The sequence below is a fragment of the Mycobacterium sp. genome (genome assembly GCF_032159565.1).
In the GTDB taxonomy this organism is placed as follows: Bacteria; Actinomycetota; Actinomycetes; order Mycobacteriales; family Mycobacteriaceae; genus Mycobacterium.
The window spans coordinates 1-25,463 of sequence record NZ_JAVHWR010000069.1 but is presented as its reverse complement, the minus strand read 5'-3'; the positions used below and the strand labels follow the sequence as shown (position 1 = coordinate 25,463).

Below are 25,463 nucleotides of genomic sequence, written 5' to 3'. Positions count from 1 at the left end.
TCGTAGTGTCGACGGGTGTCAGAGCGTGAGCTGATCGTGCTCGGCACCTCCAGTCAGGTGCCGACCAGATACCGCAATCACAACGGGTATCTGCTGCGCTGGGACGGCGAGGGCCTGCTGTTCGACCCGGGCGAGGGCACCCAGCGGCAGATGCTGTTTGCCGGTGTGCCTGCGAGCAGGGTGACGCGGTTGTGCGTCACCCACTTCCACGGTGATCACTGCCTCGGCGTGCCGGGAGTGGTGCAACGTTTGTCACTGGACGGCGTGGCGCATCCGGTTCATGCGCACTTCCCCGCCTCGGGACAGGACTTCTTCGCCCGCCTGCGGCACGCCAGCATCTTCTACGACAGGGCCGATGTGCACGAGGAACCGGTAGCTGAAGACGGACCGGTCGCGACCGGTGCCTTCGGCGTCCTGGAGGCGCGGCGGCTGGATCACCCCGTCGACGCGGTCGGGTATCGCCTCGTCGAACCGGACGGCTGGCGTTTCGTGCCGGAGTTGTTGAGCCGCTTCGGTGTCAGCGGCCCCGCTGTGGGCGAGTTGCAGCGGGCGGGGTCGGTCGACATCGGCGGCCGGGTCATCGCGTCGGCGGACGTCAGCGCGCCGCGGCGCGGCCAGCGATTCGCCTTTGTCATGGACACCCGGTTGTGCGACGCCGTCTACGCCTTGGCCGACGGAGTCGACCTGTTGGTGATCGAGGCGACCTTCCTCGACGCTGACGCCGAATTGGCAACCCGCTACGGGCATCTGACCGCACGCCAGGCAGCGCGGGTGGCGCAGGAATGCGGGGTGCGCCGACTTGTCCTCACGCACTTCTCGCAGCGCTACACCGACGCCGGGCAGCGCTACCGCGACGAGGCCGGCGAGGTGTACACCGGGGATCTGGTCGTCGCCGAAGACCTGATGCGCATACCGGTGCCCAAGCGGTTATAGCCGGCTAGAGCGACACGGTTCCGTACGTGCCGATGTCTTTGATGAGTGCCCGCACTTGGTCGTCGGCCGTTCCAAACGTGTTGTCGATGGCCGTGAGTCGCGCGGCGTAGTGGCCGACCGGATACTCGGCCGTCATTCCGATGCCGCCGTGCATTTGGATGGCCTCCTGGGCGATGTGCCGTCCGGACCGCCCGATCTGCAGCTTTGCGCGTGCCGCGACGACCGGGTCGAACCTGCCGTCGGCGATCGACATGGCGGCATAGAAGTTCATGCTGCGGGCGAGCTCCAACGACACGTACATGTCCGCCGCCCGCTGGGTCAGGGTCTGGAAATTCTTCAGCGGAACACCGAACTGCTTGCGTTCACCGAGGTATCCGGTGGTCAGCTGCAGGGCCTCCTCCATCGCGCCGACGGCTTCGGCGCACAGCGCCGACTGGTACCGGATAACGGTGCGCGCGACGTGTTCGGCGGCGTCGCCGCCTGTTCCCAACGGCTCGGCAGGCGTTGAGTCGAAGTCGAGTTGCGCGCCGCGCCTGCCATCGAAGGTGCGGTACGAATGCTTGGTCGTCGCATCGCCGTCGACCAGGAACAGCCCGACACCACCGTCGGGAAGGGCGGCGGTCACGATCACCTTGTCGGCCGAATCAGCCGCCAGCACAGGGTTTTTCCGGCCGCTGACCGTCCAGGAGTCACCGCTTCGCTGCGCGCGGGTGTCCAGTTCACCTTTCGGCACCCGCGCGCCCGGCTCGTCGTGGGCGAAGGCCAGCAGCGTCGCGCCCGTCGCCACGTCGTCGAGAATCTTCTTCTGCTCCTCGGTGCCCACCTCGGCGATCAAAATGCCGGGGATGAGCGCAGCCTGCGCCACCGGTTCGGGCGCGAGCCGCCTGCCGACCTCGGTCATCACGACCATGACCTCTATCTGGCCCGCCTCGGTCGGGTCGAAGCCCAGGCCGAGCAGGCCCACCTCGGCGATCTGATTCCACACCTCGCGGCTCCAGCCGAGCTCACCGCTGGTGATCTCGTTGTATCGCGTGATGTCGTAGTTGTGCGTCAGCACGTCGCGGGTGACGTCGCGCAGCAGTTGTTGTTCCTCGGTGAAGTCGAAGTCCACGATCAGCTCACAATCCCAGGATGGTCGACGCGATGATGTTGCGCTGAATCTCGTTGGTGCCGCCGTAGATCGACGTCTTCCGATAATTCAGGTAGCGGGGGGCGGCGTGCTGCGCCCACCGGGGCGCGTCGACGCCATCTCCGGTGTCGAACGGCAATGCGTCCGGACCGGCGACCTCGACGAGAAGCTCGGTGGCCGCTTGCTGAAGCTGGCTGCCGCGCAGCTTGAGGATCGACGACGCCGGATTGGGCTTGCCGTCGGCCTCGGAGCCGCTCACCCGCATCTGTGTCAGCTCCAGGGCAAGCAGCCCGTTCTCGATCTCGGCGACCCGCGCGGCGAACAGGGGATCGTCGAGCAGCGTCGCCCCGTCGACCCGCACCTGGCCGGCTCGTTCCTTGACCTGTGACATCCACAGCTTGGTGTTGCCGATGCGGGCGATGCCAGTGCGCTCGTTGCCGAGCAGGAACTTCGCGTACGTCCAGCCCTGGTTCTCTTGGCCCACCAGCTGATCGGCCGGCACTCGCACGTCTTCGAAGAAGACCTCGTTGACCTCGTAGCTGCCGTCGATCAGCTTGATGGGTCGCAAGGTGATTCCTGGGGTGTCCATCCTCGCCAGCAGAAACGAGATGCCTGCCTGGCGCTTGGGTGCGTTCGGGTCGGTGCGCGCGAGCAGGAAGATCCAGTCGGCGTACTGGCCGAGCGTCGTCCATGTCTTCTGGCCGTTGACGACGTAGGTGTCGCCGTCGCGCACGGCGGTGGTGCGCAGCGACGCCAGATCCGAACCGGCCTCCGGTTCGGAGAAGCCCTGACACCACCAGATGTCGAGGTTCGCGGTCGGCGGCAGGAACCGCTCCTTGAGCTCCTGCGATCCGAACTGGGCGATCACGGGGCCTATCATCTTGGCGTTGAAAGGCAGGGGTTCGGGGACGCCGGCCAACTGCATCTCGTCGAGCCACATCTGGCGCTGCAGCGGCGTCCAGCTTTTGCCGCCCCATTCGACCGGCCAGTTCGGTACGGCCAGCCCGTGCTCGTTGAGGATCCGCTGGCTGGCCACCAAGTCGTCGGGATATTTCAGGTCGCCGGCCTGTGCCCGCTCCCTGAGGTCGGCGGGGACCTCGGTGGTGTAGATCCGCCGCAACTCCTCGCGGAAGGCGGCATCTTCGTCACTCAACGCCAACTTCACTGTCGACCCCGTTCTGTGTTGCGCCGTCCGCTGCTCCCACCAGGTACCCGTTGGGACCGTGGTTATGTGGCGGCAAAGAAAAAGGAAGGGGAACCCGCTCCCTTCCACTACCAATCTATATCGCACCCCGGGGCTTGCGGCAAGACCCCGGCGATGCCTGACAATCGTCCCCTGACCTGCGGCCGTGCGCCCAGGCCTAGGGTAAGAACTCGGACCATATGGGGGCATGTGACGAATCGACAGTACGACGACGAACTTCAGTCGGAGCGCAGTTACGTGGACGGGCTCTACACGCGACTCGACGGCGAGCGGGCACGCGTGAAGAACAGCTACGCCGCGGCGTTGCGGGGACCCATCGACGTCAAGGACGGCGGGACGCTCGTGCAGCGGGATTCCGAAGTCCGCGCCCTGGCCGCGGAGATGCGTCGGTTGGACGTCGCGGACAACGGGCTGTGCTTCGGACGGCTGGACTCCATTTCGGGTGAACGGTGCTACATCGGCCGGATCGGCCTCTTCGACAAGGACAACGAATACGAGCCGTTGCTGATCGACTGGCGCGCGCCCGCGGCGCGGCCGTTCTACACCGCCACCGGCGCGAACCCGGAGAGCATGCGTCGCCGCCGCCAGTTCCACACCCGCGGGCGGCGGGTCATCGACTTCACCGACGAAGAGCTCGGCAGGCCCAGCGGGACCGGGTCAGGAGGCGGCAGCGACGCCGCCCTGCTCGCGGCGGTCAACGCGCCCCGCGGCGAGGGGATGCGCGACATCGTCGCAACCATTCAGGCCGAGCAGGACGAGATCATCCGGCTCGACCATCCCGGCGTCCTGGTGATCGAGGGCGGCCCGGGCACCGGGAAGACCGTGGTGGCCCTGCACCGCGTCGCCTACCTGCTCTACACCCAGCGCAAGCGCATCGAGGGCCACGGCGTGCTCGTGGTCGGGCCGAACCCGGCGTTCCTTCACCACATCGGGCGCGTGCTGCCGTCGCTCGGCGAAACGGATGTGGTGTTCATGACCACCGGGGATCTGATGCCCGGTCTGCGGGTGACCGACGAAGACACCCCGGCGGCCGCGCAGGCCAAGGGCTCGTTGGACATCCTCGAGGTGCTCGCCGCGGCAGTGGCCGACCGGCAACGGCTTCCTGAGCATCCGATATCGATCGAAATGGGAGACGTCACCCTGCGCATCGACGCCGAGACCGTCGAATGGGCGATCCAGGAGGCGCGCGCAAGCGGACTCCCGCACAACGAGGCCCGCGCCGTGTTCACGGAAATCATCACCTACGTGCTCAGCGAGCGGGCGATAGCCCGCGTCGGCCGCGGCTGGCTCACCCGCGAGGACCGCAAGGCATGGGAGCTCCTCCGAGCCAAGCTTCTCGACGAACTTTCCGATGACGCCACCTTCACGGCTGCGATCGACGGCCTCTGGCCGATCCTGACGCCGGAATCACTGTTGGCATCGCTGTATTCGTCACCCGAACGCTTGCGGGCGGCGGGTGCCGACGCTGCATTGTTCCGCGCCGACGGCGACGCCTGGACGGTGTCGGACGTGGCTCTGCTCGACGAACTGGTCGACCTGCTGGGCCCCGACAAGCCTGCAGACGACTCCGCAGAGCGGGAACGGAAGGCCGAGGCGCGCTACGCCGCCAATGTGCTGGACTCCATGCTCAAGCGCGAGGACATGATGGACGACGAGGATCACCTGCTGGCCACGGACATGCTCTACGCCGAGGACCTGGCGGATCGCTTCGTCCAGCACGACACCCGGGAACTCGCGGAGCGTGCCGCAGCCGACCGGGACTGGACCTACCGGCACGTCGTGGTCGACGAGGCGCAGGAACTGTCCGCGATGGATTGGCGGGTGCTGATGCGGCGCTGCCCGAGCCGGTCCTTCACGGTGGTCGGCGATCTCGCGCAGCGGCGTTCGGTCGCCGGGGCCACGTCGTGGGACGCGATGCTCGAGCCGTATGTAGCCGGCCGCTGGGTTTACCGGTCGCTGTCGGTGAACTACCGAACGCCCGCGGAGATCATGTCGGTCGCCGCCGATCTGCTCGCCGAGTTCGCTCCGGCCGTGCAGGCACCGGAATCGGTGCGCGCGACGGGCGTGCGCCCGTGGTCACGGCGGGTCACCGAGATCGAATTAGCTTCTGCCATCGAAGAGTTCGTTGAGTATGAGTCCGGTCGCGAAGGAACCAGTGTCGTGATCGGTCCACCGGGGGTGCCCGGGGCGGTGCCGCCCTCGGAAACCAAGGGCCTGGAGTTCGACGCGGTCCTTGTGGTCGAGCCGGAGCGGATCCTCGCCGAGGGCCCGCGCGGCGCGGCCGAGCTGTACGTCGCGCTGACCCGCGCTACTCAACGGCTCGGCGTGCTGCATTCGGGCGTTCTGCCGACGGCGCTGAGCGGGCTCGAAGGTCGAAGCTGACGCTGCGCGACGGTTTCAGTGTCGGCGAAGACTCAGCACGACGGCGTCGCGGCGGTTGTCGCGGGACTCGAGCAGCGCACCTTGGTAGGACGGGTGCCGACGCATCGCGGCCATGAATTCCTCTGACCGTCGCCGGGATGAGCGCCACGTGCGATGCGTTTCGAGCGACACCACGTTCGCGGCTGCGGCATGTGTGGTCATCATCTACCCACCTCGCTGAACAAAACGTTCACGTAGAAGTTCCCCGGCTGCCAGATGTGCAAACCTGCGGTCGGGGAAACCTATTCCGGCTACCTCCAGGCGAAGACCGGCTGCTCCAGCTGGTTCACGGGGTCATCACGGCCCTCCAACCCCAGCCATCGCAGTTGCAGCAGGACCGCACCCGTCGGCGCGTGGATGAGGTCGTGCCCGAGCGGAATCTGCACGACCGGGCGCGGGCTCTCCGGAATCGTGATGAAGCGCGGCGAGTCGTCGCGTTGCAGTTGATGCAGCCCGACCCGGTAGACGGCCACCACCTCGTCGGGCGATGGGCGCGGGTCGAGTCGTCCGCCACCCCAGATCACCACCGGGGTGATGACATATCCGGATCGGGTGGGGTAGTCATCGAGTAGACCCAGGACGTCGGAATCCGACAGCCTGATGCCGACTTCTTCGTCGAGTTCGCGCAGCACGGCGTCGACGACCGTTTCCCCCTTGTCGAGGCGGCCGCCGGGCAGTGCCCATTGCGCGGCATGCGCCGACAAACGAGTTGCCCTGCGACACAATAGGAATGCCGCACCTCCCGCGACGTTCACCATCCGACCGTCCAGACCGGCCAGGGCCATCTCGCGTCCGACGTTCCAGTCGTCGACATCCACTGGGTCGACCCTGTCGTCGCCGGCATCGGAGTCGACCAGCACCACAGCAACGGCCGCGTGCCGCTTCGTCGCATCGGCGACGGTGCGTCGCTCGTGACCCGCCAGGTGCGCCCGGATGCGCTCGCGCAGCGCGTCGTCGTACGGGATGGTCACCGCTCGACCATAACGAGGCGGTCGAGGCGATTTCGAACCCGCCTTCGCGGGTAGTCCTGTCTGCGTTCAAGGAGGACCATTCATGCCCAGTGAATTGCAAGGCCGCAAGATCGCTTTCCTCGCCGCGGACGGCGTCGAGAAAGTCGAACTCGAAAAGCCGCGCGCCGTGGTGCAGGAGGCGGGCGGGACGGCCGTATTGCTGTCGCTCGAGCCCGGCGAAATCCAGGCGCGGAATCACGACCTCGAGCCGGCGGGCAACTTCGCGGTCGACCGGGTGGTCGCCGATGCGAAGGTCGACGACTACGACGCCCTGGTGCTGCCCGGCGGAACGGTCAACCCCGACAAGTTGAGACTCGACGAGTCGGCGGTCGCGTTCGTCCGCGATTTCGTCCGCTCGGGCAAGCCGGTCGCCGCGATCTGCCACGGACCGTGGACCCTTGTCGAGGCCGACGTCGTGCGGGACCGGACTCTGACGTCGTATCCCAGCATCCGCACGGATCTGCGCAACGCAGGAGCGACCGTCGTCGACCAACAGGTCTGCATCGACGGCAACCTGATCACCAGCCGCTCGCCGAAGGACCTGGACGCCTTCTGTCAAGCCATCACCGACCACTTCGCGAACACACCTGCCCACACCTGATCGCAGACTCGCCACGGCATGAGCGCCCAGGCGACCAACCTGTCCCTGATGGGCGGCTGGCTTCCGTTCGCGGTGCAGTCGGTGACGCTCGTCGCGCTTGTCTTCGCCACGGGGTGGCGCACGCGGTGTTGGCGGGTCGCATCCGTACCGCCGTCCATTGCGATCGGCGCCGTCGCAATGATCGGCGCATATCTAATGCTCCAGAACGCAGGCATCGCAGGCGAACCGGCACCGAAGCCGTTGTGGGTTTGGACCGCGATAACCGGGTTCGGTGTCGGCATTCTGGTGCTCGGCTGGCGAACGTCGCGGTGGGGGCGGCGCAACGCCGCGGTGTTCGCCGTCTCCTTCTCCTTGTTGAGCACCGGACTGGTCATCAACGGGTGGATCGGCTACTTCCCCACTGTCGGCGTCGCGTGGAACCAGTTGACGAACCGGCCGTTGCCCGGACAGATGAGCCTCACCACCGTCAACGGCATGCGCGCACGCGGCGAACGCCCGTCGACGGGTCGACTGGTCGCTATCGAAACCGGTAGCGCCGCATCGGGTTTCCGTCATCGCACCGAGTGGGCCTATCTCCCGCCCGCGTGGTTCTCCTCCTCTGCCGGGCCGATGCCTGCCGTCATGATGATCGGCGGGGAATTCAACACGCCCGCCGACTGGATACGCGCCGGTGAGGCGGTGAGCATCGCGGATTCATTCGCCGGATCCCACGGCGGCCGCGCACCGGTACTCGTCTTCGTCGACCCGAGCGGCAGCTTCACGGCGGACACCGAATGCGTCAACGGCGTCCGCGGGAATGCGGCGGATCACCTCACCGAAGACGTTGTGCCACATGCTATCTCGCTGCTCGGAGTGAGTGCCGACGAAGCGCAGTGGGCGGTCGCGGGATTCTCGTCCGGCGGCACGTGCGCCGTCGACTTGGCAGTCATGCGTCCCGATGTGTTCCACAACTTCGTCGATATCGGCGGCGACGAGCGACCCAATGCGGGTACCGACACGCAGACCGTGCAGCGATTGTTCGGCGGCGATCGAGACGCCTTCTCGGCGTTCGACCCCGCAACGGCCATCATCCGTCATGGTGCGTACTCGCGGATGTCCGGACTGTTCATCGTGCCCGAGGGAGCTGCCGCAGGGCCCGGCGGCGACGTTGCCGCGGCGCACCGGCTATGCAGGCTCGGCGCGTCGAGAGGGATCTCTTGCACTGTCAGGGCGCTGCCGGGACGGCACGACTGGCCTTTCGCCGGCGCAGCGTTCTCGACGGCTCTCCCGTGGCTGGCCGACCGGCTGAACGCGGACGACGGCGAGCGTGCCCGCGGCTGACGCCATACACGCGCTCGCGGACGCCTCCGCACCTCACAATGCCTTGAAGCGCCCTGCCCATTCGTTCATGAGGTCCACCGCCTCGTCGAAGGGGCGATCCCAGTAGCCCATCACGATGCCGTCGGCCCTCATGCCATCGCGGCCGCGAAAATTGGCAAAGATTCTGCGGGCAATCGATCGGCGATGCCCGGGCCCGAGACTGTAACCGACCTGAAGCGTCGATACGTGACCGAAATGGTCCGACGGTGCGACCAGCATGAATTGGTCGACGTCGCGCCATGCCCGACGGCGACGCCCCAGTATCCGGTCGTTGACCTCAAACCCTTTGATCGACAGACGCAGCCACCAGACGCCGCGGGCGCTTCGGCATGAGATGACCGCCACCCGGATGGTGAGCCAGCTGAACAGCCAGGTGATGGGCACCAGGACGACGCCGGCCACGATTGTGCCAACCGCCGTCGATGGAGGATGGACCACCAAGCTGTAGAGGAACCACATTCCGGCGACCGCGAAGGCGCCGACGAACACGGGCAGGACGATCCCAGTGAGGACGCCGTCCACATCCGAGTAGTGCAACCGCAGCTCATTCATGCGCTTGTCCTGAGGCGATGCGGGTCACGACGGTTGCGACGACGCCTCAACCACGGCCCCATGGCAGGCATCGTAAGCGCCTCGTTGAGCTACGGCAGTTCTTCGAGTCCTACTCGGCGACGGGCGCGAACGATGCTTCAAAGAACTCCAGCTCGAGGCGCATGGCCCGCCGGTAGGCGGTCCGCACGGCCGAGGTGTCGTCGGCTTGGTCATCGAGCAACCGTTCCAAAGAAGCCGCCGTTTCCTCGAACCCCGGATCGGCGTACGTCTGCACCCATTGCGCGTACGGCCCGGCCTTGACGGCGTCCAACGACGCTCCCAGCCACGCGTACAGCCGCATACACGGCGTCATGGCTGCGTAGATCACGCCCAGATCCTGAGTCGATGCGGTGGCGAGCAGAAACTCGGTGTAGGCCAGGGTCGCGGGCCGCGGCGTGACGCCCGCCATGTCGATGCCCCACGAGCCGGCGTACGAGGCGTGCAGTGCGAGCTCCTGACGGACACCGCCGAGGAGATCGGCCAGGGTCAGCAGCGTTGCCGTGTCCGAGCTGCGGGCAAGCGCCAAAGCGTATGCGCGGGCGAAGGATTCGAGGAAGAAGGCGTCCTGTGCGATATAACCTGCGAAGAGTTCGCGCGGCAGCGAACCATCACTGATACCGCGGACGAACGGATTCCCGAGTACTTCGGAAGCCACATCGGCGTTGTCCGACCACAGCTGGGCGGACAGCATCATGTCGGACCGATCAGCGGTTCAACCAGCCCTTGACCGTGTCCAGTTCCCTGGAGATGGACATCAGGATGTTGTCCCGGTACAACGCGCCCCCGCTGATGGCGCGGTTTCCCTGCCAGACGATGTGAACGCGTTCCGGTCGGCGCAGGTAGTAATCGCTGCGTTCGGCGTCCCTGTGCCGCCAGCCGGCCTGCGCAGCGAGCTGGGACACCTCCCCGCGCTCGGTATTCGACGTCATGGGACGTACCTCCTCTATTGCCCCGGTACGTTATCGAATACTCGTCCACCGGCGATAACGCTGCAGGTCACTGACCGTCCTGGGAGGGCGACAGCCGTTGCCGAAGAGTGGCGGCTCGTAGCGTGAGGTGGTTGCGTTCGGCGATGTTCTGCGCCTGCGCGGCCGCTGCGGCATAGAGATCTGCCGCCACCGCGGCGTCGCCGGCCCGCGCATGGAGATACGCGGCCGAGGCGGTGTACCGCGGCAGCGTCGGGTCCAGGTCGGCGAGCGCGGCGAGACCCGCCTGCGGGCCATCCGCTTCGCCGACGGCGACCGCGCGGTTGAGCCGCACGACCGGGCTGTCGGTGAGCCGGACGAGCTCGTCGTACCACTCGACGATCTGCACCCAGTCGGTTTCCGCTGCGGTCTGCGCGTCGGCGTGCAGGGCGGCGATCGCTGCCTGCGCCTGGTACTCCCCGAGCCGGTCGCGTGCGAGCGCGGCCTGCAGCACTGCCACGCCCTCGGCGACCAAGTCACGCCTCCAGACGCCGCGGTCCTGCTCGGCCAGTGGCACCAGGCTGCCGTCTGAACGCGTTCGCGCGGAACGCCTCGCGTGGTGCAGCAGAAATAGCGCGAGTACGCCGGCAACCTCCGGATCGTCGCTGATCAGCACCAGCTGCCGGGCGAGCCGGATCGCTTCCGCGGCGAGATCGACATCACCGCTGTACCCCTCGTTGAAAACGAGGTACAGCACGCGAAGCACCGTGCCCAGATTTCCGGGACGGTCCAGCCGGACGGCGCTCACGGTGCGTTTGGCCCGGCTGATCCGTTGAGCCATCGTGGCTTCCGGTACGAGGTAGGCCTGTGCGATCTGGCGGGTGGTGAGGCCGCCGACGGCCCGCAGCGTCAAAGCGACGGCCGACGCCCGAGTGAGGCTCGGGTGCGCGCACAGGAAATACAACGACAGCGTGTCGTCCACCGCAGCGGTCGGTCCGGGCGCCGGCTCGTCGGACACCAGCGTCTCGCGGCGGTGCCTCGCGATGTCGGAGCGGGTGAGATCGACGAAGCGCCGCCACGCCGCGGTGATGAGCCAGCCCCTGGGATCCTCGGGACGCTGCGCGGGCCACGTTTCCACGGCCCGCACCAAAGCTTCCTGGACCGCGTCCTCGGCGGTGGCGAAGTCCGCCCCGCGGTGGACGAGGGCCGCCAGCACGCCTGGGATCAGGTCCCGGAGCTGCTGCTCGTCCACCGCAGCGGCCGCCATCACTCGGTGACGGTTGGCGAAGCGGTGAGGAACGGCCGTACCTCGAGCCACTCGTGGATCGGCTTCCCGCCTGCGCCGGGCGCCGCGGACAACTCGCCGGCCAGCTCGACGGCACGCTCGTAGGAGTCGACGTCGAGGATCATCCAGCCCGCGATCAGGTCCTTGGTCTCGGCGAACGGGCCGTCGGTCACGGGCGGCCTGCCTTCGCCGTCGTAACGGACCCACGCACCGTCGGGCGCCAACGCCTGGCTGTCGACGTACTCTCCGGTGCCCTCAAGACGAGCCGCGAAGTCGTTCATGTACTTGATGTGCGCCTCGATTTCCTCGGGTGCCCACTGGGCCATCGGCACATCGTTGACCGCCGCAGGGGCGCCCCGGTAATGCTTGAGCAGCAGATACTTCGCCATAGGTTCTTCTCCGTTCTGGTCCCTAGGACCTGCGACCCTAGTTGGTCGCTCATCCATAAGACGGAGCCGTCATCACGATCTCGACATCGCGGCCCAGGATTTTGCATCGGCTCGCTGCCTCACGACCATCAGCCGCCGGGCACGACGACAGCCCGGACGGGTAAGTCAGGCAGGGCCTAGCGGGCGATGGTCGCCCATACCGTCTTGCCGCCAGTGCTCGGCGTACATCCCCATGTGTTCGCCAGCGCAGCCACAAAGTGCAGACCCGACAGCCGGAACGTCTCGTAGGTGCTTTCGATCCTGGTCGCCAATCGGCCGCTGCCGTCGGAAACCGCGACGGTGACCGAGGAACCGTTGGCCTCCACCCGGAGCTCCGCCGTGCTGTCCGTGTGCGCGTAGACGTTCTTCACGAGTTCGATGACGATGACCTTGGCGGTAGCGATCTTGTCGCTGTGTCCCCAGTCCCACAGCCATTCCGTGACGAGTTCACCAGCGAGCACGACCGATCCGGGCCCGGGAGCCAATTCGACGGATCGACGCCGACGCGCCCAATACCCGACGTCGTCGAGTGCGGCGAGGGCGGCGTCGAGACTGTCGTGGACTGGGACGTAGCGGGTGATTCCCTGGCGGCGCAGGGCTGTCCGGCCGGTGGAATGCCCGCACACCAGCAGCACAGGAACGTCGGGCCAACGGCTGACCTGCCAACGCGCACTTGTGAAAACTGCGTACGCCGACGGTGCAGGCACTCGCAAGGCGCTGATGTTGACGATGACCGCGAGAGTCTCGTCCAAGGCGGCTTTCACGATACGATCCCGCAACTCGAGGTAGGTGCTGCTGTCCAGCACGCCATCGACGATCAAGACGGTCACCCCGTCTTGGGTCGCCTCTCGCACCAGGATCCGCTGTGCCGCACCCATGGCAATGACCGTCCTGTTCCGTCGAAACACCGGCGTTCGGCCGCCGGGTACACGACGGCGCCAAGCCGATGGCCCCCGCCCCTGGCTTCCAGTGTGACGGCGATACCCGGTCGGCGCCCTTCGCCCATCGCGAAAGTCAAGATCGAGCAAGGCTCTTCACGATCAACCGGCGCGGAGGGCGCCGCTGCGACCTATTCGACCACCGGGAACAGCGATTCGCCGTCCTCGGGCGCACCGTCGATCTGGCCGCGGTGGACGCCCGGATCGTCGGCCGCGGCATCGGAGCCCAGAACCGCTTCGTCCCGGTCAGCCGGCTCATCGGCGTCTCGCGGATCGACGTCGTCCGGGGTCACGTCGGGCACTTCTTGGGCAAGTCGGCCGTCGAGCGTCTCGCCGACTCGGTCCTCGCCGGTCGACATGCCGATCCTGGTTACCCCGCTCCAGCCCTCGGGCGGGTCGACCACCTCGTCGCCGTCGTCGTTGTGCACCTCGTCAGAATCGGTTGCCTCCATCGGGCTCAGCATGTCCTCAGCGCCGCCGAGGTCGTTGGCCGTGGTGCCGCTCGCATCGTCGGTGCTCACTCGTTCTCTCCAATCGGACACGTTCGAAGGGAGAGCAATAGCCGTCGTGGTGCCTCGCTAAACCCGGCGTCGGACGGGGTATGCGTCACCCACGCTGGAGACAACCGAGAGGTGGACGATGGATCGATCGGGCACGATGACCCGCGCGTTGCGCACGGTGGTCTCGAAAACTGGGCAGGCTCGGCGGCTGATTGTGCGCGCCGAGCTGACGCTGACCGCACTTCAGGCGGCGATTTGGATTGGCGTCGTCGCGACGGTTGCGATGGGAGCCGTGCTGCTACTACGTCGTCGACGCACGTCTTCGCCGAGAGTGGCGAAGCACTCTGCGCCGGGTACAGCCGCTAGTTCAGCTCCACCAGCTCATTGACGGAATCGCGGGGGAGATCACCGTCGACGACGGCGCGCACCTCCATGTGATTGAGCGTGATCGAACCTTTGTGGTTGTCCAGGAAGGCGGTGTCGGCGGCATCGCGTCCGGTGGCGATGCGGACCATTGACTGTCTCGGTGCCAGACACGTGGCGTCCACCACATGCCACGCTCCCTCGACGAAGGCCTCCGCCACGGCGTGGAAATCCATCGGCTCGCAGCCCGGTGCGTAGACCGCGACCATCCGTGCCGGGACGTTGATCGCGCGCAGCACCGCGATGACTAGGTGCGCATAGTCGCGGCACACCCCGGATCCGGCGAGCAATGTGTCGGCCGCCCCGTCGATCGGGTCACTGGACCCGGGCACATAGTGCAGGCGCGTGCCGACCCACGACGACACCATCTCCAGGATCGTCACCGAATCGGCGTACTGACCGAACTCGGTGGAGGCAAAGCCGAAGAACTTGTCCGCCTCGGCATATCGGCTCGGCCGCAGGTAGGTGGACATGTCAAGATCGCGGACGGCCGCCGGTTCGGCTCGACCCAGGACCGTGGCTTGGTAGGACGCCGTGACCGTGCCGACAGAGGCGGCGAAGCGGTGGATGCGCGTGCCATGCTCGCCGATGATCTCCTGCGCATCCACTTGTCCGCCGTTGCAACGGAATTCGAGCGACTCGATCGTCTGCGTCCCGGGCTGCGACGCAAGCGCGATCTGGAACTCGAGAGTGCTCGGCTCCGTGACCGCTATCTCCATCTCCGCCCCGACATCGCGCTTGAACGTCTGCACGGTACCGACCTCGACGGAGGTACCCTTCTCGCGCTGCCACAGAGCCATGCCGAACCACTTTCATTGAAGGACGACGTCACCACAGGTCGTGACGGCAGTCCTGCTGAGCCGTTGGCGATGACATGCCCAGCCTAATCGGGGCCGGCGGAAGTCGCTCCGTCGCTGTCAGCTTGCTGACAATCAAGGATTTGGCCCGTCGATGGGAATAGGACCATCTATGAACCTGTTCCCGGGACACGTGCCTGCCGCGATCCCGCTAACCGTCTGCCTCGATTCTGCCCGTCGCCGCGCGACAAACCACAGCCAGACCGTCGAGCACGCCTGATGCGCCAAGGCCCTCTGGCCGGACGGTATCCGGCAGTGGCCGCCATGGTCACTTTCGCTCTGATTCCCTACCTGGCGTTGTCGGCCGCGATGGATCCGCTGGTGCCGATCATCTCGTCTCAGCTGCACATCAGCGCTCAGACGATGAGTCTGAGCTCGGGATTGGGCAACGCGGCCTATGCGGTGGGCACCGTGCTCGCGGTCCAGTTCGCTCAACACCTCCCGCAGCGAAGGATGCTGGTTCTCTACGCGGTGCTGCTCGTCGTCGGGTCGGTACTTGCCGCCGCCGCGGCCAACGGCGCGATGTTCGTCGGCGGACACGTTCTGCAGGGGTTGGCCACGAGCATGCTTCTGATCGCGGCCGCGCCGCCTCTGACGATCGGCTTTCCGAGGGACAAGCTCCGCAATACCGCCGTCATCATGAACATGTGCGTCTTCGGAGCTGTCGCACTCGGGCCATTCATAGGCGGCGCGCAGGCGGAGGCGCACGCCTGGCGGCCGCTGTTCTGGATCGTGGCGGGCATCGCGCTGGTGGCTCTGATTCTGGCGGCATTGACCTTCGACGACGCACCGCCCGCCGATCTCGACGCTCCGCGCGACCTGCCCGCCATCGCGTTGGCGACCGTCGGCTGCACAGCCGCGTTCATCGGCGCCGCGCAGCTCACCAGCCACAGCTTCGGTGACGCCGCGGCGACACTGCCGATGCTCGGCGGCCTGATCCTCATCGTGGTGCTGATCGTCTATCAGTTCCGTGCCCGCCGTCCGCTTCTGACCATCCGCACGATGCTGACGAGCGCAATCCCGGTCGCCGGTGTCGGAGTGGCACTGTTCGCCGCGGCTGCGTCGGTGGCGGCCACCGCCCTGACGGCCAACGTGCTGTTGCAGACCTACAACCCCGTCCGGGTCGGGCTTCTCTACTTGCCTGAACTCGGCGGCGCCATTGTGATGGCCGTCGTCTTCGGGTTCGTGATCTCACGGCGCGCGATGCACTACCTCCCGCTTGTCGGCATGGCCCTGTTGGCGGCCGGCATCCTGGTGTACCGGTTGGCGCTGCCCGCCAACCAGCCCCTGGCGCTGCTCGGCGCCGGGCTGACCGGTCTCGCGCTGGGCGCAACGGTCGCCCCTGCGTTGTTCGTGGCAGGTTTCTCGCTGCAATCCGCAAGCCTGCAGCGCGTTTTCGCGATCATCGAGCTGCTCCGCGCGGTGGCCGCGTTCATGGTCGCGCCGATCCTCGCCCATATCGCGGACGCGTTGCCGGGTGACCTCAATGCGGGCACGGGTATCACGCTGTGGATCGGTTTCGGTCTGGCCGTCGGCGGCGCGGTCTTCGGTGTCGCGGTGTACGCGCTGAGCGGTGCTCGCCCGCAGACACCCGATCTGGATGAGTTCCTCGACGGCGAATCGCCTGCCTGGTACTCACCGCCGCTGCTGGCCAGGCTGCGGAACCTGCCGACCTCGATTCCTGTGACGAAACCGACGCCGGTCACCGCGTCGGCAGACGCCGCTTTCCGACCGGCGTCAGCACGCGGGCCGGTGCTGTTGGCCTACGACGGAACCGAACTCGCCGCGTGTGCGATACGGATGGCCGCCGCGCAGCTGGCGCCCTATCGAGATGCCCTCGTCGTGTGCGTATGGCAGACGGTCGATGTCGGGTTCACGCCAAGCGACACAACGCATTTCGACGCAGACCAGGCCACGGACGTCCGTCGCGCCGCCGAGCGGACCGCGGCCTGCGGCGCCGACCTCGCGGCTCGGGCCGGCTTTCGGTCCCGCAGCATGGCGATCGAAGCGGCGCCGACGTGGAAGGGCATCGTCAGGGCCGCCGACGAGAACGCCGCCAGCATGATCGTGCTCGGACCTCACCGCCGTAGCGGCCTGCTCGGCCACCTGCAGGGCAGCGTTGCGGCAGCCGTCGTAACGCACACCGACATTCCCGTCCTGCTCATCCCCGAGCAGCCGTGCCGGGCGCCGTCCGCTCAGTTCGGAGGGCCGGCAGAGAGCGTCACGGGCACATTGCGCGGATTGCCCGCGCGGTCAACGTAAGTCAGCGTCACGACATCACCGGGGTGGTGTCCGTCGAGGACGTCGGTGAGTACGGTGCCGTCGGTGATCGTGGTGTCGTCGATGGCGGTGATGACGTCGCCGCCCCTCAAGCCTGCCTGGTCGGCGGCCGACCCACGCAGCACACCTTCAACGGGGACACCCGCACCGTTGCGACCGCTTCTGATCGCGACGCCCAAGATCCCCGTCGGGCCGATGTGAACGGAGCCGGAGGGGTTGCCCGAGCGGACGGCGTCGACGAGCGACAAGGCGCGGTTGAGCGGAATGGCGAAACCGCCGGTGCTCTCCATCCGATAGTTCTGCGAAGCGGCGGTGACGATACCGACGACTCGCCCGCCGGCATCGACCAACGGGCCGCCGGAGTCTCCTGGCCGGATGTCCGCGGCGAAGTCGACCAGATCGGACAGCTCCTCGCTGCTGCCGGTGAGATCGTCGTTGGCGACGATGCTTTGGTTCAGCGCCCTGACGGTGCCCGGCGCGCGAGTCAAGCCTGCGCCCTCCGGGAACCCGACGGCGGTCACCGCGTCACCGACCTGTAGACCCGTCGAGTCGGCAGTGGGGACGACGGGAAGGTTCTGCGCGCCCCTCAGCTGCAGGACGGCGATGTCGCTCTTGCGGTCGTAGCCGAGCACGTCCACCGGATACGTCTGACCGTTGCCGACGTTCGTCGCAGTGATGTCGTTGGCGCCGCGGATGACGTGATTGTTGGTCAGCACGATGCCGTCGGGGCTCAAAACCACGCCCGTGCCTGCGCCGACTGCGCTCTGGAAGTCGAGTTTGGTGTCGATGCGCACGACAGCCGGCTCGACACCGGCGGTGTCAGCGGTCAGTACTGGTAGCGCCGACGCGTGTGGTGTGGAGATACTCAGCACGGCAGCGGCGAGTACGCCCAGTAGCGCGACGAGGATCGACCTTGACGGGTGGCGGCTACGAGCGGCGGCGAGGTTCTTCATGTTGCGCTCCATACCCCCCAAATAGGCGTTCTAACGTCGCCGCCGGTGCGTCACGCGGGTTCAGCCGCTGTGAGGAACCGTTGCGCTGGTCTCGGCCATGAATTCGTCGATGAGATCGACAACCTGCGTGGGGGCTTCTACGTGTGCGAAATGACCAACGCCCGGCAGCACCTCGAGGCGGCAGTCCGGCCGCGCCTCCAACGCCGCGTACGCGTGATCGACCGGGATGATGTTGTCGTCCTCGCCCCAGATCGCCAATGTGGGCAGATCGGCCCGGAGCTGCAATCGGTTCAAGGCGCTGACCGACTGCCCGCGGTAATCGACGACCGAGCGCAGTGTGCGCAGGAACGATTCGCGTGTCTGGGCGTCGGAGAACGACGAATACGCGTTCCAGATTTCGGCGCCGCGCGGTGAGCGCAACCCCATCGACGACAACCATGATTTCACCGAATCGCCAGCGCGCAGAACGAGTTTCGGCGCGATCATCGGCATCACCAGCTCGGCTCCCGGCGCGGAGAGCAAGCGCAGGATCCAGCCGACGTCCTGGCCCAACCCGCCACTGCTGATGAGGATGAGCCGACGGCAGTAGTCGGGATGTTGGTAGAGGAACTGCATCGCGATTCCGCCGCCGAGAGAGTGGCCGACGACCGTCGCCGAGTCCACCTCGAGTTCGTCGAGCAGGTCGCGTAAGCCGACCGCGAACGCCCCGAGCGAATAGTCGGTCCTCGGTTTGGCGGATTGACCGTGGCCCAACAGGTCGGGCGCGATCACCCGGTAATTCTTGGCGAGCCGAGGCAGGATCTCCCGCCAGGTCTGAGAGCTTCCCGCCATACCGTGGACCAGCAGGAGGGCCTCGCCTTGACCCTCGTCGTAGTAGGCCAGTTGTTCGCCGTGGATGTCGATGGACTTGTGTTCGATCACGAACGCCTCCGTTCTCCCGACGCCATTCTACCGGCGGGTAACTTCACCCGGCGCCTACGCTTCGGCGAAGGGTCAGCAAAGTGATCTCACTGGGCGCGAACACCCGAAACGGCGGGCCCCAGAAGCCTGTGCCGCGGCTGGTGTACAGCTGTGTGCGGTCGCCGTGTCGACTCAGACCGTGCACGACCGGTTGCTCCAATCGAACGAGAAAGTTGAAGGGCCAGATCTGGCCACCGTGAGTGTGCCCCGAGATTTGGAGGTCGATGCCCTGGTCCGCCGCGAGCGCGACCTGCTTTGGTTGATGCGCGAGGAGAAGAACCGGCAGCGTGGAGTCGGCTCCCGCAAGGGCAGCCTCGAGATTCGCACCGTGTCCGCGAACACCCGACGCCTTCGCAGTGGCGTCGTCCACCCCGGCCACCACGAGCCGGTCGCCGCCGCTCTCCAGGATGAGGTGCCGGTTGTGCAGGGCGGTCCAGCCGATGCCCTCCATGTAATCCAGCCAGCCCTGCGCCTCGCTGAAATACTCGTGGTTGCCGGTCACATACACGCGGGCCTTCGTCGCGTCCACCGCGGCCAGCGGGCTCGCTTGCGCCTCCCGGACGTCGATCGTCCCGTCCGCGATGTCGCCGACGTGGCACACGACATCGGCTTCTAGTGCGTTCACCCGCGCCACCACGGCTGCCGACCACCGTGCGCGATCGATCGGTCCGTAGTGCGTGTCGGTGATCACCGCGACGCGCAGGCCGTCGAGCCCGCGACCGAGTCGGGCGATGGCCACATCGATCGTCTTGACCCGCGGCACCCGCATCGCTTCGGCATAGCCCCACACCAGGAGCACGGCCACCACGGCCACGACCGCAGCTGCGACCACCCGCGAGCGTGCCGGATCCGCGACACCGGCGATGAGCAACACGATTCGCAGGACCTGGCCCAGCACCGACCACACGAACAGCACCCAGGCCGCGCCGAGCAGTACGTCTCCGGTCGCTGCGGCCCAGTCGAGGTGCCTACGGCCGTGACCGAGCATCATCAACCACGGCATCGCGACGAAGGCCGCCGTGAAGAGCAGCGTGCCGGTGACGAAGACGGCCGTCGGCCAGGCCTGCCCCGATGCGAGCAGCGTCCACCACGGCACGCCGAACAGCACAAGCATGACGGCGAGCACGACTGCCATGCGCCGCCAACGCCGCCGGCGCCGTCGCGGCGGGCCGACGGATTCGACTACATCTGCCGGGGTTTCTGTCATCGCGCCTCGATCTTCTTGCGGGCTCAGTGCCATAGACGACGTTACCGACGCCGCGCAGTGGAGCACCGGCCGAGCGCGCGTTGAGCTTGCCGCTGCACTATGTTTTCGGGGTGGTTTCCTCAGCAGCCGGCGCAGTCGCGCGATGGATCTTTCCGTGCCTGGCGGTGGCCGCCGTCGTCAGCATGGGTTTGACCGCCGACCCGCTGCAGGTCGGTGCCGCCCCGACGGTGCGCCTTGCCGATGACGCGAACCCGTTGGCCGGAATGCCCTTCTACGTCAATCCCGCGTCCAAGGCCAGGACCGCCGCGGCCGGCGTCGATCCGCCCGATCCCCAGCTGACAGCCATCGCCGACACACCGACTGCGTACTGGATGGACCAGGCGTCCACTCCCGCTGTCGACGCGAAGTACATCGCCGATGCGCAGGCCGCAGGCACCATGCCGATTCTGGCGCTCTACGGAATCCCTCATCGCGACTGCGGCAGCTTCGCCGCGGGCGGCTTCGGGTCCGGCGACGCCTACAAGGGGTGGATCGACGGCGTCGCGTCCGCCGTGGGCGCTGGGCCGGCGACGATCATCCTGGAACCCGATGCGCTCGCAATGGCCGACTGCCTGTCGGCAGATCAACGTCAGCAACGCTTCGATCTGATGCGCTACGCCGTCGACACGCTCACCCGCAATCCGGCCACCGCCGTGTACATCGACGGTGGGCACTCGCGCTGGGTGAGCGCCGAGGACATGGCCGCAAGGCTCAACGATGTCGGTGTGGGCAAGGCACGGGGCTTCAGCCTCAACACCTCCAACTTCTTCACCACGGACGAGGAAATCGGTTACGGCGAAGCGATTTCGGGCCTCACCAACGGTGCGCATTACGTGATCGACACCTCGCGCAACGGCGCAGGCCCGGCGGACGGCGAGATGTACTGGTGCAATCCGAGCGGACGGGCCCTTGGTAGCCCTCCGACGACGGACACCGCGGGTCCTCATGCCGACGCCTATTTGTGGGTCAAGCGTCCCGGTGAGTCCGACGGCTCGTGCGGAAGCGGCGAGCCCGGCGCGGGGCGCTTCGTGAGCCAGTTCGCCATCGACCTGGCCCGCAACGCCGGTCGCTAGGGACGTCCTACCAACCGCGAAGCGTATCGGCGTCTTCGGCTGCGGCGGCCGCGCGTTAGTGTGCTTTGGTCGGCCTCAGCGAACAAGCCGATAGAAGAGTTGAGTGAATTGATGACCGCACCAGCAGAAGCGTCGGCGCTCGAGGCGCGGGTCGGCCACTACTACCAGATGGACGGCACCTACCTTGTCGGGCGCGAGAAGGTACGCGAGTACGCCCGTGCGGTGCAGGACTATCACCCCGCGCACTGGGACGTCGCCGCCGCCGCGGAGCTGGGATATTCAGACCTGGTGGCGCCGCTGACGTTCACGTCGACCCCTGGCATGACCTGCAATCGCCGCATGTTCGAACAGGTGGTCGTCGGCTACGACACCTATATGCAGACCGAGGAAGTTTTCGAGCAGCACCGCCCGATCGTGGCCGGCGACGAACTGCACATCGACGTCGAACTGTCGTCGGTGCGCAGGATCGCCGGTCGAGACCTGATCACCGTGACCAACACCTTCACCGACACGGCCGGCGAGCGGGTGCACACCCTGCACACCACCGTCGTGGGCCTCACCGCCGAGGATGTCGATCCGGCGATCAAGACGGCCGTGCAGAAGATGATGATGCACGACGTGGACATCTTCGGAATCGGCGAATCCGAGTATCACAAGACGGTGCGCCCCGAGGGCGAGGTTCGGCTGGCCGACGGAGGCTCGACCCGTACGCCGGGGACGCCGTCCTTCGATGACGTGACGGTCGGCGCCCAGCTGGCCGTGCACCACGCCCGGTTGTCCCGCGGCGACCTGGTGAACTATGCCGGCGTCGCCGGTGACGCCAACCCCATTCACTGGGACGAGGACATCGCCAAGCTGGCAGGGCTGCCCGACGTGATCGCCCACGGAATGCTCACCATGGGTTTGGGTGCCGGATTCGCCTCGGCATGGTTGGGCGACCCCGGTGCGGTTTCCCGCTACGCGGTGCGGCTGTCGGCACCCGCGATCGTCTCTTCCACCGAGGGCGCGGACATCGAGTTCAGCGGCCGGATCAAGTCGCTGGACCCGGACTTACGCACGGGTGTCGTCCTGGTCGGCGCGAAGTCCAATGGCCGCAAGATATTCGGCCTGGCGACGTTGGACGTCCGCTTCCGCTGACCTGACCGCTTCCTGGTGACGCACACGCATGACGACATGCAGTTGCGGATGCTCTGCGACTAGATGGCCCCAGGCGTGCCGGGAGGGCTGAGCGTGCCGTCGACGTTCGGCACCATCGCCGGTGCCGGTATCCCACCTACCGCCGCGTTGTCTCCCGGTATCCCATCGTCTGGCGGCGAGTCGAACGCGCCTCCAGCGCAAAGCGGATGCCGCCACCCCAACATCTCGCATGCCGGATCATCCTGGACGGCGAGAGGCACGGGTACGCCGCGCAGGCCTTCCCCGGCGGGCGTTGCGTTCGCCAGGGCGGTCGCATCGATCGCGGCCACCCCGATAAAGGCTGCGGACACAGCTGTCGTTGTCAATGTGCAGCGGATTCCCGACGCAATCAGCCAACTCATCTGTCGCTCCTCGATCTGGCCCGAACCAGCAACTCGGCCGCCCGCCATTCGTCGAACTGTCACCACCGATAGTCGCAGGCACGCCGCGGACACGTACCCGATTGAGCATTCTGCTAGCAACTTCGTCCGAAGCTTCCCGTTTGACGGATCGGTCAAAATTCGGCTGCGCCGCCAGGCGTGCCGGCCGGCCGTGCGCGGCATAAGCACAATGCGCACAAGGCCGCTTATCGCTGCTTGCGCGGCTAGTGCGCACAAGCACGACACGATAGCTCGACGTCCGTAATTGCGAAGTCGCACCACCGCAGGTGCCAACCGAAGACGGAGCACCCGATGCCAATCTCACTGCTCTCCAGGCCATTTCGAAGCAGCCCCCAGATGGGCGCTGCCGCGGCCCGGCGCATCATCGGCGTCCTGGTTCTGGTCAGTCCCCTGGAGCAGGTGGCCTTCGACATCTACACGCCCGCGCTGCCCAGGATCGCCGAGCATTTCGCGGCGTCAAACACCTTTGTTCAGAACACCGTCACTGCCTACGTAGTGGGCATGGCGCTGGTGGTGCTGCCCGCCGGACTGATCGCAGATGCAATCGGGCGCAAGCGCGTGCTGTTGGCCGGACTTGGGTTGATGACACTGACGAGTATCGGCTGCGCGCTGGCCATCAACCTACCGATGATGATCGGGCTGCGTTTCCTGCAAGGCCTCGGCGCGGGGACATGTCTGCTGATAGCCGCCACCGTGGCCGCGGACTGTTTTCGCGACGCCAAACTGGTTTCGGTTCTGGGCTTGCTCGGCGCTGCGTGGGGATCGGCTCCGGTGGTGGCGCCGGCCATCGGCGGTTTCATATCGCAGTTCGGTTCGTGGCGACTGGTTTTCCTGGTGCTGACGGCCTTGACTGCAACGGTCGCAATCCTGGTGGCCGTCCTGTTGCCGGAAACCCTCAAGCCAGAACGTCGTTCACGAGTTGATCTGCGCGCAGCGGCGGGCGTTCTGGGTGAGGCGCTGCGGCACCGCGCCTTCGTCGCGTTCGCGCTGATGTTCGGTTTGGTCGCGGCGGCGCAGACGGTATTCGGTGTCGTCGGCCCCTTCTTGTATCAGGTTGGACTCGGATTCTCCGCTGCCACATACGGTTTCATCGCACTCGGCGTGGGCGCCGCCAACTTCTTCGGTGCGGCGACGTGTGGCGCATTGGCCCAGCGGACCACTACGCGGCGGTTGGCCATAGGCGGAGCCGCGGTGCTGGCGCTGGCCGGTGTGATCATGCTTGCCTCCGCGCAGTTCGTCGGGCTGTCCGCACTGACGATCACCGTCGGCGCCGCGGTGGCACTGCTCAGCATCGGTGTCCTCGACCCGTTGACCAAGGGCCTTGCGATGGGCGTGTTCTCCCGCAACATCGGTTTGATCACCGGATTGATCAGCACGTTCTGCTACGGATCGATCGCGGTGGCCATGGCGCTGATGGCATGGCTGCCCGAGCGGTCTCAGGCACCCCTGGGCTGGTTCTACGTCGCGGCAGCCGTCGGGCTGGTGGCGGTACTGATGACCACGGTGAAGCGGGCGTCGGCTGCGTCGTCATAGCCGCGCAACGCTTCGAGGTTCGGCGGCGACTCACCGCCGGGGGCGTGCGTCAGTCCGAGTTGTCGAATCGCTGGCGTTGCCGAGCCCCGTATGCGGCCGCCTTGACCGCGTCGTCGTCCTCCATCCCCGACCCCAGGGCGCCGCCCAACGTCGCGACTGCCGCCACCAACCACGCCATCGTCAACAAGGTAGGGGATCCGACGGGATGACCGATGTTCTGAGCGACCATCTGCGGCGGAAGCGTCCACCAAGCGGCCAGCAGCAGCAGAATGAACAGCCCGGTGTGAAAATGGCGACGCCGATTGTCAGGGTGATGACAGTGGATGCGTTGTACAACACCGCGCGGTCACGTGCGCCGGCCGACCGAGGCCGTTCCCACAACTTGTGGTCAACGATGAGCCACGCGATCATCGCTGCGCTCGCCAGAATCGTCGCCGCGCTCAAGCGCAAGGGGCCCATAGTGGCGGACAACTGCCAAATCGTCGGATACGCAAGGCTTACCGCCCCAGTGGCGAACGCCGCCATCATCACCTTCGACATACCGGCAACCAATCGCCACGGCCGGTTGGCGTACACCATGCCCGTCAGAAGCTGCAGCCGTGACAGGGCCGACGGCGCGACGTAGCGGACAACGTCGTCCTCCTCTGTCCGCGTCAGCCGTTTCACGGACCGGTTTGGCTTCCCGGAAGGGCGTGTCACCTCGGCCACGACAGTCCGCGCCAGGTTCCTCACCCGGCGATCGATGAACATGCCACCCACTCCGGGGACGGAGATCAGGCCGAACCGGTCATGCAAGCTGATGTCAGCGATCACCGGCGTCGTCCCGAGACGCCGTGGCAGATCGGTTAGGTAGATAACGATGTCCTCAACCTCGGCGGCGGGGTCAACGGTGCGCACCACCTCTACGACCTCGGCATGCTCATCGAACGGATAGGAGTGGCGTCGCACAGTCACGTCCCACTTGCCGTTCGCGGCAGCACCTTCCGCGAGCACACTCGGGAGGGAATCAGAGAGACGTTCCGCGATCGCCACCGGAACACCGGGATCGGCGACTAGCAAGATTGATCAGGGGCGCCTGTCATTGGTCCCCGCATACCCGTCCCCCGAACCGCGAAACGTCCCTGCAGTCCGGTTTTTGTGGGTGGGTGGGGGTGGGGGTGGGTGGTTAATGTGTGGTTAGTCAACCGGATTGAGGAAGCGCCAGGCGCGGGTCGCGGCGTGCAGGTTGAACCGGGTATCGACCACGCTGAGGTCGCA

At 66.7% G+C, this 25,463-nt stretch carries 24 protein-coding genes and 1 pseudogene; 8 read left to right on the top strand and 17 right to left on the bottom strand.

Going from position 1 to position 25,463, the window contains the following annotated elements; all coding sequences use genetic code 11:
• Nucleotides 1-15 precede the first annotated feature (15 nt).
• Entirely contained in the window at nucleotides 16-933 is a 918-nt protein-coding gene (locus tag QOC76_RS08130) for a ribonuclease Z (RefSeq protein WP_526356019.1), read from the top strand.
• A gap of 4 nt (nucleotides 934-937) precedes the next feature.
• Here the strand turns inward: QOC76_RS08130 and QOC76_RS08125 are convergent, their stop codons facing one another.
• Both QOC76_RS08125 and QOC76_RS08120 read right to left on the bottom strand, forming a co-directional pair.
• Nucleotides 938-2,044: an acyl-CoA dehydrogenase family protein gene (locus QOC76_RS08125; protein WP_526356017.1), complete on the bottom strand. Its 1,107-nt coding sequence runs from the start codon at nucleotides 2,042-2,044 to the stop codon at nucleotides 938-940.
• Between the two features lie 7 nt (nucleotides 2,045-2,051).
• A complete protein-coding gene (locus QOC76_RS08120; protein ID WP_526356015.1) occupies nucleotides 2,052-3,227 on the bottom strand; it encodes an acyl-CoA dehydrogenase family protein in 1,176 nt (391 codons plus the stop codon).
• A gap of 228 nt (nucleotides 3,228-3,455) precedes the next feature.
• Between QOC76_RS08120 and helR the strand changes: the two genes are divergently transcribed.
• Entirely contained in the window at nucleotides 3,456-5,648 is a 2,193-nt protein-coding gene (gene helR / locus QOC76_RS08115) for an RNA polymerase recycling motor ATPase HelR (protein ID WP_526356013.1), read from the top strand.
• Nucleotides 5,649-5,663: 15 nt separating this feature from the next.
• On the opposite strand, the gene QOC76_RS08110 is transcribed toward helR, so the two are convergent.
• Both QOC76_RS08110 and QOC76_RS08105 read right to left on the bottom strand, forming a co-directional pair.
• On the bottom strand, nucleotides 5,664-5,852 hold the full coding sequence (locus tag QOC76_RS08110; protein ID WP_526356011.1) for a hypothetical protein: 189 nt from the start codon (nucleotides 5,850-5,852) through the stop codon (nucleotides 5,664-5,666).
• 86 nt (nucleotides 5,853-5,938) lie between these two features.
• Nucleotides 5,939-6,658: an NUDIX hydrolase gene (locus QOC76_RS08105; protein WP_526356009.1), complete on the bottom strand. Its 720-nt coding sequence runs from the start codon at nucleotides 6,656-6,658 to the stop codon at nucleotides 5,939-5,941.
• A gap of 82 nt (nucleotides 6,659-6,740) precedes the next feature.
• Here QOC76_RS08105 and QOC76_RS08100 point away from each other — a divergent pair, with 82 nt between their 5' ends.
• Nucleotides 6,741-7,298, top strand: coding sequence for a type 1 glutamine amidotransferase domain-containing protein (locus QOC76_RS08100; RefSeq protein ID WP_526356007.1), 558 nt, complete (start codon nucleotides 6,741-6,743; stop codon nucleotides 7,296-7,298).
• 18 nt (nucleotides 7,299-7,316) lie between these two features.
• Nucleotides 7,317-8,618 carry an alpha/beta hydrolase gene (locus tag QOC76_RS08095; RefSeq protein WP_526356005.1) on the top strand — a complete coding sequence of 434 codons (1,302 nt, stop codon included), beginning with the start codon at nucleotides 7,317-7,319 and terminating at the stop codon, nucleotides 8,616-8,618.
• Between the two features lie 33 nt (nucleotides 8,619-8,651).
• Here QOC76_RS08095 and QOC76_RS08090 read toward each other — a convergent pair whose 3' ends face one another.
• From QOC76_RS08090 to QOC76_RS08055, 8 genes are all read right to left on the bottom strand, one after another.
• Nucleotides 8,652-9,146 (bottom strand): hypothetical protein, encoded by a 495-nt coding sequence (locus QOC76_RS08090; RefSeq protein ID WP_526356003.1) that lies wholly within the window; start codon nucleotides 9,144-9,146, stop codon nucleotides 8,652-8,654.
• A gap of 172 nt (nucleotides 9,147-9,318) precedes the next feature.
• Complete coding sequence (locus QOC76_RS08085) at nucleotides 9,319-9,942, bottom strand: TenA family protein (protein WP_526356001.1); 624 nt, start codon at nucleotides 9,940-9,942, stop codon at nucleotides 9,319-9,321.
• Between the two features lie 10 nt (nucleotides 9,943-9,952).
• Nucleotides 9,953-10,177, bottom strand: a complete 225-nt coding sequence (locus QOC76_RS08080; protein WP_526355999.1) for a hypothetical protein — start codon at nucleotides 10,175-10,177, stop codon at nucleotides 9,953-9,955.
• A 67-nt stretch (nucleotides 10,178-10,244) separates the two neighbouring features.
• On the bottom strand, nucleotides 10,245-11,420 hold the full coding sequence (locus tag QOC76_RS08075) for an RNA polymerase sigma factor (RefSeq protein ID WP_526356146.1): 1,176 nt from the start codon (nucleotides 11,418-11,420) through the stop codon (nucleotides 10,245-10,247).
• Nucleotides 11,420-11,827 (bottom strand): YciI family protein, encoded by a 408-nt coding sequence (locus QOC76_RS08070; protein ID WP_526355997.1) that lies wholly within the window; start codon nucleotides 11,825-11,827, stop codon nucleotides 11,420-11,422. Before QOC76_RS08070 ends, QOC76_RS08075 begins: the two co-directional genes overlap by 1 nt.
• Nucleotides 11,828-12,003: 176 nt before the next feature.
• Nucleotides 12,004-12,744, bottom strand: coding sequence for an STAS domain-containing protein (locus QOC76_RS08065; RefSeq protein WP_526355995.1), 741 nt, complete (start codon nucleotides 12,742-12,744; stop codon nucleotides 12,004-12,006).
• A 191-nt stretch (nucleotides 12,745-12,935) separates the two neighbouring features.
• Entirely contained in the window at nucleotides 12,936-13,268 is a 333-nt protein-coding gene (locus QOC76_RS08060) for a hypothetical protein (protein ID WP_526356144.1), read from the bottom strand.
• 398 nt (nucleotides 13,269-13,666) lie between these two features.
• Nucleotides 13,667-14,527 (bottom strand): transglutaminase-like domain-containing protein, encoded by an 861-nt coding sequence (locus tag QOC76_RS08055; RefSeq protein WP_526355993.1) that lies wholly within the window; start codon nucleotides 14,525-14,527, stop codon nucleotides 13,667-13,669.
• 276 nt (nucleotides 14,528-14,803) lie between these two features.
• On the opposite strand from QOC76_RS08055, the gene QOC76_RS08050 reads away from it, so the two are divergent.
• Nucleotides 14,804-16,846: an MFS transporter gene (locus QOC76_RS08050; protein ID WP_526355991.1), complete on the top strand. Its 2,043-nt coding sequence runs from the start codon at nucleotides 14,804-14,806 to the stop codon at nucleotides 16,844-16,846.
• Here QOC76_RS08050 and QOC76_RS08045 read toward each other — a convergent pair.
• Genes QOC76_RS08045 through QOC76_RS08035 form a run of 3 tightly spaced genes read right to left on the bottom strand, consistent with a single transcriptional unit; the run spans nucleotide 16,780 to nucleotide 19,984 of the window.
• Nucleotides 16,780-17,817, bottom strand: coding sequence for a S1C family serine protease (locus QOC76_RS08045; RefSeq protein ID WP_526355989.1), 1,038 nt, complete (start codon nucleotides 17,815-17,817; stop codon nucleotides 16,780-16,782). The two genes, QOC76_RS08050 and QOC76_RS08045, sit on opposite strands and share 67 nt — an antisense overlap.
• Nucleotides 17,818-17,877: 60 nt before the next feature.
• Nucleotides 17,878-18,738 carry an alpha/beta fold hydrolase gene (locus QOC76_RS08040; RefSeq protein WP_526355987.1) on the bottom strand — a complete coding sequence of 287 codons (861 nt, stop codon included), beginning with the start codon at nucleotides 18,736-18,738 and terminating at the stop codon, nucleotides 17,878-17,880.
• A 43-nt stretch (nucleotides 18,739-18,781) separates the two neighbouring features.
• Nucleotides 18,782-19,984 (bottom strand): metallophosphoesterase, encoded by a 1,203-nt coding sequence (locus QOC76_RS08035; RefSeq protein WP_526355985.1) that lies wholly within the window; start codon nucleotides 19,982-19,984, stop codon nucleotides 18,782-18,784.
• A gap of 110 nt (nucleotides 19,985-20,094) precedes the next feature.
• Between QOC76_RS08035 and QOC76_RS08030 the strand changes: the two genes are divergently transcribed.
• Together QOC76_RS08030 and QOC76_RS08025 are read left to right on the top strand one after the other, a co-directional pair.
• On the top strand, nucleotides 20,095-21,096 hold the full coding sequence (locus QOC76_RS08030; RefSeq protein WP_526355983.1) for a glycoside hydrolase family 6 protein: 1,002 nt from the start codon (nucleotides 20,095-20,097) through the stop codon (nucleotides 21,094-21,096).
• Between the two features lie 111 nt (nucleotides 21,097-21,207).
• Nucleotides 21,208-22,233 (top strand): fused (3R)-hydroxyacyl-ACP dehydratase subunits HadA/HadB, encoded by a 1,026-nt coding sequence (locus QOC76_RS08025; protein WP_526355981.1) that lies wholly within the window; start codon nucleotides 21,208-21,210, stop codon nucleotides 22,231-22,233.
• A gap of 59 nt (nucleotides 22,234-22,292) precedes the next feature.
• Here QOC76_RS08025 and QOC76_RS08020 read toward each other — a convergent pair whose 3' ends face one another.
• Nucleotides 22,293-22,634, bottom strand: coding sequence for a hypothetical protein (locus QOC76_RS08020; RefSeq protein WP_526355979.1), 342 nt, complete (start codon nucleotides 22,632-22,634; stop codon nucleotides 22,293-22,295).
• Nucleotides 22,635-23,009: 375 nt separating this feature from the next.
• On the opposite strand from QOC76_RS08020, the gene QOC76_RS08015 reads away from it, so the two are divergent.
• Nucleotides 23,010-24,206 (top strand): multidrug effflux MFS transporter, encoded by a 1,197-nt coding sequence (locus tag QOC76_RS08015; RefSeq protein ID WP_526355977.1) that lies wholly within the window; start codon nucleotides 23,010-23,012, stop codon nucleotides 24,204-24,206.
• A gap of 49 nt (nucleotides 24,207-24,255) precedes the next feature.
• Here the strand turns inward: QOC76_RS08015 and QOC76_RS08010 are convergent.
• Nucleotides 24,256-25,268, bottom strand: a pseudogene (locus QOC76_RS08010) (hypothetical protein).
• Between the last annotated feature and the right edge of the window lie 195 nt (nucleotides 25,269-25,463).